9 protein-coding genes are annotated in these 15,021 nt (G+C 42.8%); 3 read left to right on the top strand and 6 right to left on the bottom strand.

From position 1 onward, the window contains the following. Window positions 1-175: 175 nt before the first annotated feature. The 6 genes from M3180_RS12850 to M3180_RS12825 form a co-directional block, all read right to left on the bottom strand. Window positions 176-1,003, bottom strand: coding sequence for a carbohydrate ABC transporter permease (locus tag M3180_RS12850; protein WP_251668073.1), 828 nt, complete (start codon window positions 1,001-1,003; stop codon window positions 176-178). Next, a complete protein-coding gene (locus M3180_RS12845) occupies window positions 1,000-1,884 on the bottom strand; it encodes a carbohydrate ABC transporter permease (protein WP_251668071.1) in 885 nt (294 codons plus the stop codon). Before M3180_RS12845 ends, M3180_RS12850 begins: the two co-directional genes overlap by 4 nt. A gap of 70 nt (window positions 1,885-1,954) precedes the next feature. After that, the gene (locus M3180_RS12840; RefSeq protein WP_251668069.1) at window positions 1,955-3,289 is read right to left on the bottom strand and encodes an ABC transporter substrate-binding protein; all 1,335 of its coding nucleotides are present in this window, start codon (window positions 3,287-3,289) and stop codon (window positions 1,955-1,957) included. A 146-nt stretch (window positions 3,290-3,435) separates the two neighbouring features. Beyond that, window positions 3,436-4,590: a response regulator gene (locus M3180_RS12835; RefSeq protein WP_251668068.1), complete on the bottom strand. Its 1,155-nt coding sequence runs from the start codon at window positions 4,588-4,590 to the stop codon at window positions 3,436-3,438. A 17-nt stretch (window positions 4,591-4,607) separates the two neighbouring features. Beyond that, window positions 4,608-6,413, bottom strand: coding sequence for a sensor histidine kinase (locus M3180_RS12830; RefSeq protein WP_251668066.1), 1,806 nt, complete (start codon window positions 6,411-6,413; stop codon window positions 4,608-4,610). 530 nt (window positions 6,414-6,943) lie between these two features. Further along, window positions 6,944-9,592 (bottom strand): S-layer homology domain-containing protein, encoded by a 2,649-nt coding sequence (locus M3180_RS12825; protein WP_432806936.1) that lies wholly within the window; start codon window positions 9,590-9,592, stop codon window positions 6,944-6,946. A gap of 306 nt (window positions 9,593-9,898) precedes the next feature. On the opposite strand from M3180_RS12825, the gene M3180_RS12820 reads away from it, so the two are divergent. The 3 genes from M3180_RS12820 (at window position 9,899) to M3180_RS12810 (ending at window position 14,848) form a co-directional block, all read left to right on the top strand. Beyond that, entirely contained in the window at window positions 9,899-12,325 is a 2,427-nt protein-coding gene (locus M3180_RS12820; RefSeq protein ID WP_251668062.1) for a helix-turn-helix domain-containing protein, read from the top strand. 173 nt (window positions 12,326-12,498) lie between these two features. Next, window positions 12,499-14,130 carry an extracellular solute-binding protein gene (locus M3180_RS12815; protein WP_251668060.1) on the top strand — a complete coding sequence of 544 codons (1,632 nt, stop codon included), beginning with the start codon at window positions 12,499-12,501 and terminating at the stop codon, window positions 14,128-14,130. Window positions 14,131-14,233: 103 nt separating this feature from the next. Further along, a complete protein-coding gene (locus M3180_RS12810) occupies window positions 14,234-14,848 on the top strand; it encodes a PH domain-containing protein (protein ID WP_251668391.1) in 615 nt (204 codons plus the stop codon). Window positions 14,849-15,021: the final 173 nt, after the last annotated feature.

Raw genomic sequence — 15,021 nt, 5'->3', positions numbered from 1 at the left:
CATCTTAATCACCCCCCAAATTTGATAAGAGTCGTTAGGGAATCTTAAGATGTTTAACCGTTCTAGAATGTCCCTAAGACAGTTGAATATCATAACGGTAATGATTAGCTCGTAGAGTATCGTTGCATAGGCTTTGGCATGCGTTTCGGTTATTCGACGCTTGTTAGTATATTATCTAACCCTTGACAGCGCCGGCGGCGATCCCCTTGACAATATGCTTTTGCATAACAATAAAAAAGATGAATATCGGCACCAATGTGATGACCGTAAGTGTCATGAACATCGGCCAATTAACGGTAAATTCGCCTTTCGCTTTATAGATTTGCAGAACAAGCGTCGATTTGGACGCTGAATTCAAGAACAGCATAGGTGCCAAGAAATCGTTCCATATCCACATCGTCTGAAAGATGGTGCTCGTAATTGTAATCGGCTTCAGCAATGGAAAGATGATTCGCCAGAAGATCCCCCATACGCTGCAGCCATCAATGACGGCTGCTTCAGTTAGCTCCCGAGGAATCGTCCTCATATATCCCATCATTAGGAAGAAGACAAAGACAGATCCACTCGTATACAGAGTAATCAAGCCGTATAGTTTATCAATCAGGTGCAAATCACTCATCAGCTGAAATAAAGGAATGAGTGTCGCTTGGAAAGGAATCATAAAACCGGCAAGCAAATACAGCATCGCAAACCTTGTTATTCGATTCGCATTGAACACAACCGGGTATGCCGCCATCGCACCAATCAAAACAATTAATGCGACGGAACAGACGGTAATGGTTAGCGTGTTCCAGAAGCTGCGTATAACCGAGGTGTCCTCAAAAACCTGAATGTAGTTTGTGAAGATCCATTTCGAAGGGAGAGCCATAGGGTTCTTTGCAGCATCCTGCATCGTTTTGAACGTGTTGACGATAATCATATAAAACGGAAAAAACGCGATTATTCCGGCCGGGAGCATCAATATGTCCAGAATCCACAACCGTTTTTCAGAGGTTTTCTTCATTGTAAGTCCCGCTCCCTTCGTTGCATTACTGTAACTTGGAAGATTGCAATGGTTAGTACGATTAAGAAAAAGACGAATGACATGGCCGATGCTAGGCCGTACTGTGTTTCAGATATTCCCCTTTGCACGATTACCTGGGTTATCGAGTAGGTTTCATAGCCAGGTCCGCCCTTTGTTAAGGCGAATGGAATCTCAAAAACTTTGAGCCCGCCGGTAAGCAGCAGCATGACGCTGACCGTCATTGCAGGTGCGAGAAGTGGAATCGTAATAAAACGAATTTGCTGCAAACGGTTCGCCCCATCTATTGAGGCTGCTTCGTAATAATCTTTCGGAATGGATTGCAAAAATGCTAGATACAACACTGCATGCCACCCCGTTACCGCCCATGTTGCCACGACGATCGTAGATAGCTTCGCTAGTAATGGGTCGGACAACCAAGGCTGCGGCCCCATGTTAAACACTTCTCTAAGTACGGTGTTCAGTATGCCTGAACCGATCGGCGCCAGGATAAATCCCCAAATATAGGCAAGCAGCAGGCCGCTTGGAATAGTTGGGAAGAAAAAAATTGCGCGTTGAATGTTTCTAGTTAAAAACTTTTGATCCAATATTAAAGCAAGCGGGATCGCTAAAATCGTAACAAGTATTGCTTTGCCAAAAGTAAAAAATATCGTATAGGTAATGGCGGATGTGATCGCATCATCCACAAATATTCGCGCATAGTTTTTCAAGCCAACAAAATCATATATCTTCGTATATCCGTCAAAATTAGTAAAACTCAAGAAAAACGATTTGATAAGCGGATAGATCGTAAACAATGAGTAGATCGCTAGAATCGGAAGCAAAAACAATTGAAACTGCAGCTGACGAACAAATTTGACCATAATTTGCCTCCCTTAAAAAGTGAGGAGAGGGAGTAGGTTTCCCTGTACCCTCTCCTTACCTAATCGAGGATTATTTATTTTCCATTTCTTTCAGTTTGTTGTCCAGAGAGGCTGTAGCTTCCTCCGGTGTTATTTTGTTAACGGCTATATCTTGAATGGATACAAGGAATTGGTTACGCAGCGCTTCTTGATGCCTATCCCATGAAACCATTGGCAAGTAAATTTTACCTGCAATTAGCCCATCTCTGTATGCTGGCTCATATGCCGGATGCACTGTACTATCATAGCCATGAACCGTAATGATTCCGCCTGTGCCTTCCTCGAATTGCTTCAGCCCTTCATGTGTTGTCATGTACTCAAGGAATAACATCGCTTCATCCTTGTTTTTTGTTTTACTGTTAATCGCAAAACCAACACCAGGCGCACCATTATAATATTTGTTGCCAGGTTCTTTGCCTGGAATCGGCATAATTTCGAACTGAAGATCTGGATTCGTTTGCTCGATTGTAGGGATATTCCAAGGGCCGCCAGGGAACATAGCGACGTTACCAAGGGAGAATTCGTTGAGCACCTGGTCACTGGTCAATCCGATCATATCTGGCGTCAAAATTTTATTGTCGATCAGTCCTTCCTTCCACATCGTTAACACTTCAGTCCAGCCTTCTGCGAAAGTTGTCTCGCCCTTAAATAGCTTCTCATCGAACGTTGGGTCTTTCGATAGCACATTACTACCGAACATAGCAGAATGAATGATTGTAATATCATGCATTCTGTCATAAAGCGGTATGATACCCGCTTCTTTTAGCTTCAAGCATGCCTCAATGAACTCATCCCATGTTTCTGGCAATTGAGTAATGCCTGCCTGTTGAAACAATTCCTTGTTATAAAACAAGCCGCCTGCCCATCCAGTTTGTGTAAAGGCATAGGTGCGTCCATCTTTACTAAGCATCGGCTTATTGCTGTCTAGCATCACTTTCATAAATGGTTCGTCCGTCAGATCAAGAGCGTAGCCGCCGTCTATGATCTCATTGCGGTTTTCTGCGGCGATGATGAATATATCAGGCGCCGTATCTGACAACAACATCGTCTGAAGCTTAGCAATGTAATCTGTTACAGGAGGCGCAAATTGAAAATCGAATGTAATATGCGGATATTTTTCAGTAAAGCCGTCGATCACAGGTTTCATTTCTTTTTCATTATTCCATGCCAGAATACTAAGCTTAACTGGTTTAGCTTCATTATCTTCCTTTGCTGCATTGCTCAATGAACTTTCATTGCTGGTGTTCTCAGAGTTGCTTTTATTACTACTATTGCTGTTGCTGTTACCGCTGTTATTGCTGCATGCGGCAAGTACTACTGACAAACAAAGGACAGTGATTAATAGCAAAAAGGACGATTTCTTCATGCTTGGCTTACCCCCATGTCATCATTTTTTATAATAAGCACTTGTTGTAAGCACTTACAATTAAAGTGTAGTATGAGCTCACTTTTATTTGAATTCATATTGTTGCATCATTTGTTGCCAATTGTTGCACTTGCAGCAAGTTCAGCTTAGTTCGGTCGAATTGGTGATGTGCGGTACTCTTTGGGTGTAACCCCGAAATACTTCTTAAAAGCTCGACAAAAGTGACTCTCATCTAGAAAACCAGTATGCTCTGCGATATTAATGTTCTTCCAATTGGTTGCAACGAGCAGTTCTGCTGCTTTTTTCATCCGCACCTGCGTCACATAAGCCCAATAATTTATTCCGAATTCCTGCTTGAATGCACGACTTAATTGATATTTGTCAATCTCAAAGCGATCAGCCACGGATTGCAAAGTTAAATCCTCATGAATTTCACATTCTACATACCGTTTAATGCGCCACACAGCATCCTGAAGCTTGGATATTGTTTCTGTAGCGGATGCCCGTACCGCCCGTGCGCTCTCAGCAATGAGCTGTGGCAAGGATGCCGCATCTTGCGCTTGAGCAATTGAGCTGATTCCAACAGTCAATGTACAAGGCGCTGTTGTTACGGTTACCTTTTCTATTACAGCTTCACTAAGCTCACGTAGATGACGGCTAGTTAGCTCCTCTCCACCACCGACTAGCACCACTTGCTGCTCCTTATGGTTGTTACAGCACATCACACAGTCGATTCTCATAGCCAAATGCTCTTGCAGCAGGGCGAAGTATTTATTCTCCAAAGCGCTGATGCCCTCAAAGGTCACAATAGCAAATCGTTGGATGGAGAGTAGTGCTAGACCGTTTTGGAATTTAATCAACGAATCCCCTTCGAGCTGTTCAGAGTATAGCGTTCGTTCTAATTCAGCTTGTACCCATTGCTTAGCTTCAGTTTTCGATTGGTGAATGAGCTCGCTTAAAGCATCCCTAAGCAGTCCGGCGTCGACTGGCTTTAACAGGTACTGGGAAACTTGAAGCCTAAGCGCTTCTCTGGCATAACTGAATTGATCGTAGGCGCTTAAAATGATTGTGCGTGGAATTTCATCCAAGTGCTGGATTCGTTTTAATGATTCGATCCCATCAAGCAGCGGCATATGAATATCCATAATCATCAAATTAGGTCGGAGGGTTTCAATCATGTCGATAGCTTCTTCCCCGTCATATGCATGTTTCACATCTGCAATTCCTAGATCTGTCCAGTCCATCACTTTATCTAGATACCGATGCAAAGATAATTGATCATCTACAATAAGTAGCTTCATGCAACTTACCTCCCTATTCATATCATGGGTAACACGATATAAACTGTTGTAAATACCCCCTCCATGCTTCTAATCTTCAAGCCGTAATCAGGTCCAAACTTCAAACGGATACGCTGATTAACATTGAATAAACCTATACTCTCAGCCTTAAAGTCAGGTTGTTCCAATTGTCTACTCAATTGACGAATTCTGCTTCTCGATATCCCTTTGCCATTATCTTTGATAACGATCAATATTCCTTTCTTGACTCTTACAACCTTAATCGTCATTTTTGCCGATTGTGGGTTTTCAACAAATCCGTGAAAAATTACGTTTTCTACCAGTGGCTGAAGAATCAACTTAATTGTTCTGTTTTTTAGAATCGATTCGTCTTCAATAAAAAACTCGATATCTATTCGATCATCGTATTTTTTGTTCACGATATAAAGGTAATCCCTGACGTTCTGAATTTCCTGCTCGAGCTCTACCATCTCCTCTGATTGCTTCATGGAATATCTTAATAGACTGCTGAGTGACAACACCAAATGGTTGGAGTCCTCGGTACTGCCACATACAATTTCAGTTTGCAGTAGCTGTAGTGTGTTAAATAGAAAGTGTGGATTAATTTGGGACTGCAGTGTTTTGAGTTCTACCTCCTTCAGTGCAATTTCCGATTGATAATTTTGTTTGATCAACGATTCGATACGAATGACCAATTCCCTAAATTTTTGGCTAATCAAATTCAATTCGCGATACTTGTATTTATTTTTAATGATATAAATGCTGTCTCCCCCAATCTTGTCCAATGTAGATAGCAATCGTCCAAATGGGCGGGATATTCGGGCAGTAATCAAGATGGATATAAAAATATTTAGAATCAAACAGAGATAAATAAAACCAATCAAATTTGATTTCAGCGAATCTGCTTGACCTTTGATGACGGACATGGGAACGGTAGAGATCATTCTCCAGCCTTGAACAGCAGTAGGGTGGAAGATGACAAGCGTCTCCCTTTCATCAAGCATGGTAACGAAGCTTCCTGAATCACCTTCATAAATTTGCTCGATACCAGTAAAGTTAATTTTTGTGCCAATTGCAGTGCCCTCTTTATGAGCGATGATGGTCTGCTGATCATCGATCATAAATATGCTTTCATCGTTCTGATAGGAGCTTAATTCAAACATTGTGTTGACCTTGGCCAGATCGACATTGGCAACGACAGCGCCTAACGTTTTATAGTTGTAATCCCTAACCGGAAGGGCAATCGATAATGTCGGCTTGTTATATTTTGAAATATTTTTTTCTAAGTAGTAATCCTGTTTATGAAGTCCAAGTGTAATGAAGCCTTTGCTTGGACGATCCGAAATTGCCTGCTTAAACCAAGTCTGTTCGGTGAAAGGATAATCCCACAGCAGTGATATTCTGCCATCAAGATTGTTTACGTACCCATTTTTGCCCAATATTAATACGTCACTAACTATCGATTGCAAGGATGATACGCCAAAAGCTACCTCTGCGATATTCCTCTCATGCTGGATCCGCCCCGCAATATCCATTTCCCTTCCCGGATTCATCATACTGCCAACTGAGTAATGACCTGCTAATAGAACGAGTGGGCGAGTCGCTTCTTCGAGACTGAAGCTCAGCCCTCGCGCTGCTTGCTCCATCACTTTGTAGCTGGATTGAGTTACTTCCTTCGTTAGACTTGTCGTTGAATCGCGAACGGATAACATTCCAAGAAGCAATAATAGAAGGATGTTCAATACGAGATAGGAAAACATAATCGTTCGAATGATGGTTTTCCCCGCTAAGAAACGAATTAAGAATCTGAATGTGTTGTTCATGATCCTTCACCCTTTCTTTCCCATTATTCTTTGATCGGAGAACACTTGCCTTCTGATCATAAATGAATGATGGGAACTTTTTGTTTTATATTATAAAACTACGTTCTCAAAGTATCGTACAAATTATCTCCACTCTCATTCCGTTCAATGGAAGTTAAGAGTAGAGAAAGACAATACAATCATGATCTTTGAGATACGATTACTTAGGGGTACTTCCACAGATGACTAAGATTTGAAACCGCTTTCTTGCTTGCTAGATAAATGATAGCAAATCCAAATTATGGTGTCTATCTTAAAGATATCTAATAGACAATCCTATCGTTTTCTATCTTTATCTATATCACCAGACCTTCGTGAAAAGAACGATATTTTAATTGATAGTGTTCATAAATTTTCTAGTTATGTGTGTTGTAGTGATTGAAGCAGGGATAACAGATAATGTTAATGTTGTAGTAACTTCTTCCCCGTCAGCACAAAAAAACTGACGACAAATGAATTGTCGCCAGTTTTTTTGTTGATTTAGCTATCTCTTACTTTGCTACAACCTGTGCAATGACACGATCATCTTCATACGTAACATTTACATCATAGCCATCTGCTGTTATGCTACTGAATTTACCATTAATCGCATCTGCAGTGATCAAAGTAATAGCTTTAGCACCCTCAAGCTTATAATTTGAGAAATCTAGCTTTAAGTCTCCACCGTCAATGTTTACTGCTCCCGCTGCTGTTATTTGACTACTATCGTCATCCATCACCATGTTCAGCTTACCAGCTTTCATCGTGAAGTCACCACCAAGCGCCAATGCTCCATCAGCATTTACTACAATTGTTCCATTCTCTACACGAAGCTCACCTGTACCAAAGGCAGTTGTTGATGCGGCTTCTAGCGTACCGGCTTGCAGTAATGTACCGCCAGTATAGCTATTATCACCTGTCAACGTAAGTACTCCTGTACCTTTTTTCGTAAGCTTACCTTGGCCTGTAATATCATTTCTCCACCAGTCCTGTGCATTGAAGCGACCTTTGGAAGCATCCATATCAACCGTTACATCCTTTAAGAATGCACCGTATCCATCGGCTGCCGTTACAAGGTCAAGTCTACCCCAGCCCTGTGACTCGTCGATTACAGGATAACCTGAATCAATGGAGGTCGTATATAATACATCTCTACGCTGCTCGTCTGTAAGATACGGTTGACGAGTTTCTAATAGAGCCTCTGCACCCTCTGGCACGACAGGCGCTAAGCCTTTAATTCCCGTTTGTGGCAAACCATAAGTAAGCTTCTCTCTATAGAACTTTTTATTCGCCTCGTGATCCTCCCATGCCGTCTCATCATAGGCACTTTCGAACGTATAATCCTCTGTTACCGTATGCGCATACTCATACAGACTCATGTTGTTAGCTTCTGCTAATGCACCGAATACATCTCCGGAATTTTTATAGGCTTTATCTAATACTTCTCTATTTTCTTCCTTATTGAGCGCATAGGCAGTCATAGCTGTAGCTTGAATTCTTGCACCGATTACATCTAGTGGTGAGTGCATTCCCGTTACAATTCTATTCTCACCCATTACGGCCGCTCTCGTTAAAAATTCAGAATAACGTTCAGGCGTTGCATATGCAAAACCAAAGGTTGATAGATACGCTGCACTTGTATGCCCGCTTGGGAATGCTCCATCTTTGCCTCGACCATCCTCAGCGATTCTTCTTACATATTTTAATGCAGGAATGATCTCTACTTTTGTTTCATATTGCTGGTAGTGCTTCTCTCCTGTTGTTTTCTTTCCTCCTGAAGCTAATGGCTCTTCTTTCTTTTCACCACTGCCTAGCGTTTCCCATACAGGTAGTCCATTCCGATCGACGATCTCAACTACTTCACCGTTCGAATTCATTCTCCAAGGTCTAGGAGAAGAGTAGAAGTATTTAGCTGGATTAGAAGAAGCCGGTGTTCTGAATCTAATTAATGCAACGAGATCCAGCATATCAGCAAGCTCAGATTCCTCCCAATTTGCCCCCATGCCTTGGCTTTGGTCTTCTGCTGTTTCTTCTTCTAATACGATATTCATCTCATCCAACGTTCTTACAACATTTGTCGTTGGTTTTACGATATCTACATAAGCATTCGCTAAAGGTCCGAACGCCTCCATCATACTGTAGATCTTATCTCTTTGGTCGTCATAATATGCTGCTAAAGCCTCTTCATCTGTACGATTTTGAGTAACCTCTTCTACATATCTGATATTAGCAACCCAAGTCGCTGCATTTCTAATTTCCTCATTTGCATATGTGTTTTTATGTGCAACTACTGCGGTTTTATCATTTTTAAAGCCATCGTAATATGGTGTCGGTCCATCTCCATATTTGGCAGTCTCTCCATTTACGCCAGGCTTAGTTAACGCTGTTCCTTCTCTCCAGGCTGGTTGGTTTAGCGACCACACCTGATCAAACCCGTCTAAAATTTGTATAAATGGATTCGTTGCCGCGATATTTTTCAATGTCGCATCATCCGCATTACCACCATACTTCACCGCGGATAGAGGAGACTTAACAAAGTTAAACGCATTGTCAAGTGCAGCAACCGCTTCTGCACGAGTAATTGGATTCAGAGGCTTGAAGCTTCCATCGGTATACCCAGCCATAATTTCTTCTATGGCTACAGCACCGATTGCACCCTTGCTCCAATCTGCAATAGAGGATGAATCAGTAAAAGCATTAGAAGCATCTATATTACTCACCATATCTTTAATCTTCGTGATCATGATGGCTGCTTCCTGACGCGTAATCGGAGCTTCCGGCTTCACCGTTTGATCCAAATAGCCATCAATATATCCCGCTTCACTAGCAATTGCTACGGCATCGTAATACCACGCATCCTTAGACACGTCCTTAAAGCTTACAGGTGCTTGTCCTGAATAGCCAAAGGCTTGATTGACCATATGCATAAATTCTGCTCGTGTAATGATCTGGTCAGGTCTAAAGGTACCGTCCGAATATCCATTGATCAAGCCTTCATTACTCCATGCTAGAATCTGTTCTTCTGCCCAGTGTCCCTTAATGTCAGAGAACTTCTCCTCCTGCTTCGCAGCGTAGCTCTCACCAGAAAACGTTGGGATTGCAATAGCTAGCATGAGTAGTAATAGTAATGCCTTTTTTAGTTGTCTCTTTGTACTCTGCAACAACATGATCCTCTCCTCGATAACTTGTTTTTGGTTTGCACCGTTACTGTAGCATCAAGGCAGCTTGGGCATCTATAGAACAATTTCCGCTTTATATCACAATCGTACGCTCTGGCTTATCGCATAGACAACATATCATTTTTTCTCCTGTGCGAGAAATATACACGCCTGCCTATTATTAAGAAATGATTAACGCGCAGCGTATTAAAGCCTTCAAATGTTAAATTATGATTAAGACGATCACCAGTTCCGGTGCTATTGTATAATGATGTTGTTCTGAAGCTAGATGTGAAGGAGGAGAAATCGATGCGCAAGCCATTTCAATCTGTATTGTCCAAAATGGTCCTGTCCTATCTTGCTGTCGTGCTTGTCATTGCGCTTCTTCTCAGTTCATTCTTCTATCTATTCTTCGCTCGCCAATATAGTGAAGAAATTAGAATTAACAACGAGATGATGCTTAACAATACGGTCAATCAGATCGAGAGCTCCGTCATTCAGAGAGTCCATCAAATCTATCTATCTCTGGCACTCGGAAGCCCCGTTAATATTCATATGGATACCCTAAATGGGAATCACAGCAAGGTTGTAGACATACAGCAGCTGCTTAATAACCAGGTGCATAATTATTCTGATTTAATCCACGCGATTCATCTGTATGATGCGGAGAAACGTTTCATCATCTCATCTGCACATGGCCTGCTGCTCGAGGATCGTATCTCTTCTGCTGCAGGAACTTCGGTCGCTTCGGTTGTGGGTGCTTCTAGTGTAGATGCTTCTAATATAGATGCTTCTAGGGTAGATGTTTCTGGTACGGGTGTTACAGATCTAGTCACCTCTGATGCTGACAGCATGCATGCTTGGATAACGGCGATGCAGGATCGCGAGGAAAGCTCCTTATGGCTACAAACTCGTTTGGTACCTCAGGATCCTTATCTACAATTAACGAAGCAAAGCAGTATGATGCCGTTAATGACCTACGTCCGCAGCTATCCGTTTCAAGCTGCAGGGCGAGACTCTGAGCTGCTGCTAGCCATTGATGTTAAAGAAGCGGCTATTAGCGAGATCATCGAGACAATGATCCCTGCGAGTTACAATCATACCTTTATAGTCGATCAGCATGCGATCGTAATTTCTGCTGCGGACAAGTCCTTGCTCGGTAAGCCGGCGCAGGATCCTTCACTAATCCAATCGTTGCACTCCCACACTTCGTCAGATGGGAGTCTCACGAATACATTTGACTATGACGAATACGTTGTTTCCCATAATCAGATAGCTGGAAACGGGTGGAGTATCTACACGACAACTCCCACTCATAGCTTCTATTACAAATTAGATGGGTTAAAGGATGGCGTAATTATCCTCTGCTTGCTCGCTGTCGCAGTTGGCATTGCGATGTCTTTCGCTTTTTCGGCTGCTGGCTACAGCCCGCTTAAGCGAATTTTAAATACAATCAAAAGCCGGCACGGCAGCTCCGTTAACTTGAAGCAGAATGAATATCGATTCATCGATACTGCAATTAACAGTCTAACCAATCAAGTGGACAGTCTTGAAGAAACTTTACAGGCTAATCAAAAGGTCATTAAGCATAATATTATTCTCAATATGCTGAATAACCGTTATACGTCGGATGAGCTGACAGAGCAGCTGCATTCTATTCAGGTGGAGATGGACTATTCCCGCTTCCAATGTATGCTTATTGACCCAGTCAGTGAAGGGTGGAAGGAGCTACAGCCCAAGCAGCTGCAGCATATGACGTACAGTATCATTCAGCAGCTGGAGTCATTAGATTTCGAGGAAACACAGCTGCTTGCGGAGGAATTGCAGGATCATAAAATTGTCGTTATTCTGTGTACGAACAAAACGGATAACTCTTTCTCCAAGCAGATTGCCGATTTCATTCTCTCCGAGGTGAAAAGCAAATTCGGCCTAGAATTCGGCCTATCATTAGGAAGCTGGGCAGAGCAGCCGACAGAGATACATACGAGCTATCGTGAAGCTAAAACGTTAATCCGTTACAGCTACTTCTGCCCTGAACAGCCTATCCTTTGCGATCTTAAGCTGCTAAGCAGAGAAAGCAGCAGCCTTGAGCTGTCCGATTCGTATCTGGCAAGCTTCGAGAAGAAGCTGCAAGCCCGTGATCTTACTGGCACCGTGCAAGCGATTGAGGACTTGTTGCTTGAGCTCAAGGAAGGGTTGTATTCAGCAGAGTACAGTCACATCCTATTATTAAAGATGCTCTCGATCTACTCTGACTGCATCAGTGGAGTGCGATGGCAGCCTGCTGAGGCAAGCTCATTAGATCTGTACAAGCAGTATCGGTCGATCTACCATATTGACCGATACTCGGAGTGGATGATTAATCTCGTGACCGAGTTTATTCACCATATGGAAAAACGCAGCCAAGTAAGAAGCGTTGATACGATCACAGCGGTGAAAGCCTACATACGCGACAATCTATCCGGCGATCTCACGTTAGATCATGTCTCAGAGCAGGTGTTCATTAGTCCAAAATATCTAAGCAAGATCTTCAAGGAAGAAACTGGAGTATCGTATTCAGATTATGTAACGAATCAGCGGATGGAACGGGCACGGGAGCTTATGTCCGAGCGTGAATTAACGATCGAGCAGGTTGCTAGCACTGTTGGCTACAGTACGTCTGCTTATTTCATAAAGAGATTTAAAGAAATTCACGGCTGCACACCAAAGAGCTTCATGCGCGGCCTAATGAATTAATGATGGTCAGTCTATGACTTTGTATGAACACGTATGACCATGTACGACTACGGATGACCATAAGTCACTAGATATGACTATACAATGAACACCATGGAATGGAATGCGTACGTAGGTCAAACCTGCACGTATGACACGATTCATCAGTTAAAGCATGTTAGGAAGGATAGTCTATGAAACTCACCCCTTCAAAAGCAATAATTCTATGTGCTGCATCGCTTATGCTACTTGTATTCATAAGCGGTTGGAACGTTATCGGAGGAGAACTAGAGGATAGAGTACAGCAGCCAATCGCCCTCGTCAGCGACAAGGAAGATATAGCTGAACCTTATACGATTAGCTGGACGATGCATCAAAACATCGCTGTCCCTGAGGATGCGGAGATGATCGCATATATCGAAGAGCTCTTTCATGTCGATCTGGATATATGGAATCTTGAGAACAAGCACTATGAAGAGCTGCTCGACTTGGAGCTTGCTCAAGAAAGAATCCCTGACCTGTTCCGGATTAGGCAGTCGCATGATCTGCTGAAATATGAGATGCAAGGGGTGCTTGCGGACATTCCTGAGGATGTTCTGAGAGAGCATGCGCCTAATATTGTGCAGCGTATCGAAGACTTCGATCCCCGTTACTTGGAATACGGTAAGATAAACGACGCGCTATATGGCATACCCGTCATCAATCAGACGAACGTATACCGAATCCCTATCATTTATCGAGAGGACTGGCTACAGCAGCTAGGACTAGACGTCCCCGAGACACTAGATGAATTTGAGACCGTTATGTATTCATTTGCAAGCGATGATCCTGATGGGAATGGTAGAAAGGATACGTACGGTCTATCCAAGGAAGGCTTAAATGTTGTGTTCGGCGCCTTTGGACAGGCTGTATTTACAGAGCAGCTGTACTTTAATAAGAAGGATAATGAGCTAATTATCGGCGCGTTAGAGCCCGAGATGAAGGAAGCGCTAGCCTATCTCCAAAAATGGTATCGTGACGGGATTATCGATCCTGAGTTTATAACCGGTGAGAACAAGGGCGGCTATAAGCATTTGTCCCACGCATTTATCAATGGCAGAATTGGAATGACCTCGAAGGGCAACTATTATCACTGGATTGAGGACGGTGATTATAGCGTGATCAATGAGCATGATGAAGAAGTTCCGATCAAAGCCACATTCAATGTGTATGAGCTGCAGCAGAAAAATCCAGCTGCCAATGTCGTAATCGGTCCCCCTGTTATTGGACCTTATGGACATAGCGGTTCACAGGCTTATAATATGCTGATGAGCTTTGTCGCCATCGGTGCTAATGCTGTAAGTGAGCCGGGGAAGCTCGAAAAAATTCTCGAGATACTCGATTATGTCAGTGCCAACACCGATCCGGTAGAGCAGATCAAAATGCTGCACGGCCTCCCAGGTAAGCACTGGAGCTGGAGTACTGAATTTGCAGGTGAATATCATATTCTTCCACCGTTTAATCGTATGGATAACTACACTAATAAGATTGGCTCCAGCATTGGCATGGCGGTACCTAGCCAGCTTTCAGAGCGCCGAGAAAAGTGGGCTGCGACCTTGAGGCTGGATCAGCACGGTATATATAATCGTCTCGAGGTGGCAACGCCCTCCCTCATTCAATATACTCCGGAGCTGATACGGATGAGAGATAAAGCATACATCTCGATCATCACTGGCGACCAGCCTGTCGACTACTTCGATACCTTCGTCGTTGAATTCATGGAGGCTGGCGGTAAACAAGTGCTGCACGAAGCAAATGAATGGTATAAACGTCACACCATCGAATAAATTAGTCTTATTGAATGATTGTGGTATTAACGGTCCCTCTGCTACAATGACAACGGGCAACGGAATCATTCTAATTATGTTCGATGGAGAGGATGTTGATATTATGTTTAAGAAATTAGCATCAGAGGCACTCGGTTTAAGCGATATTGGTAAGGTTATTGATCGTAAAGACTTCGATAAGGTAGATACTGATGATTATGTCATGCATGAAGACGGAGAAAAAATCTACTTCATTATTAAGTCTAAAAAGGATGAATATTGCTTTACCAATCTTGCGTTAATCCACTTAGATGGTGAAAGTGCAATTAGCAGCAAGCGAGTACTGAAGCGCTACAGCTATTCTTCTCATGAAATTTCGAAAGTGATGCTAGAGACAGCAGGCACGGTCGATCTAGATGTTGAGATTAAGTTTCACATCGGCAGTGAAAGCTTCTCCATTGATGTCGATAAAAAGCAGCTTGAACAAATTAAGGATCTCTACAAAACGCTGTACAAAATCTCAGAAATCGTCGCGACCAACGAGAAGCTTTATGACTATGCGGTGTCTAGCGTACATATTGCGAAGGAAAGCCTTGGCCGACTTTCTACGCAGGGCGCGTCAGCAGCAGAGCAATTCACGAATATCAATGAGTATGCCTTTGATTGGATGAAGGCTAAGCATGATGAATATAAAATCAAAGACTTTGGCTTCGTATTCGAGAAGTATATTAATCAGTAACCTTCAACGTATATGAAAATGAGCAACCAAAGGAGAGGCTCGAAACTGAACTGCCCCCTGTCAAGTAGACAGTGGAAATAGTAAAAGAGACATTAAGCGGCTCGAGTCCTGAATTCTAATGGGCTCAGGCCGCTTAATCGTTTTTGATACCTATGGTGATTGTAGAAATGAAT

Origin of the sequence: Paenibacillus camelliae (genome assembly GCF_023715345.1) — a bacterium.
Classification (GTDB): Bacteria; Bacillota; Bacilli; order Paenibacillales; family Paenibacillaceae; genus Pristimantibacillus; species Pristimantibacillus camelliae.
The sequence above is the reverse complement of the archived record's forward strand: the minus strand, read 5'-3'. Positions and strand labels throughout refer to the sequence as shown.

Bases quoted from the DNA above. Each gene is read 5' to 3' on its own strand.
- M3180_RS12810 (WP_251668391.1), top strand. From the start codon at position 14,234: ATGTTTAAGAAATTAGCATCAGAGGCACTCGGTTTAAGCGATATTGGT.
- M3180_RS12850 (WP_251668073.1), bottom strand. From the start codon at position 1,003: ATGAAGAAAACCTCTGAAAAACGGTTGTGGATTCTGGACATATTGATG.
- M3180_RS12845 (WP_251668071.1), bottom strand. From the start codon at position 1,884: ATGGTCAAATTTGTTCGTCAGCTGCAGTTTCAATTGTTTTTGCTTCCG.
- M3180_RS12840 (WP_251668069.1), bottom strand. From the start codon at position 3,289: ATGAAGAAATCGTCCTTTTTGCTATTAATCACTGTCCTTTGTTTGTCA.
- M3180_RS12835 (WP_251668068.1), bottom strand. From the start codon at position 4,590: ATGAAGCTACTTATTGTAGATGATCAATTATCTTTGCATCGGTATCTA.
- M3180_RS12815 (WP_251668060.1), top strand. From the start codon at position 12,499: ATGAAACTCACCCCTTCAAAAGCAATAATTCTATGTGCTGCATCGCTT.
- M3180_RS12830 (WP_251668066.1), bottom strand. From the start codon at position 6,413: ATGAACAACACATTCAGATTCTTAATTCGTTTCTTAGCGGGGAAAACC.
- M3180_RS12820 (WP_251668062.1), top strand. From the start codon at position 9,899: ATGCGCAAGCCATTTCAATCTGTATTGTCCAAAATGGTCCTGTCCTAT.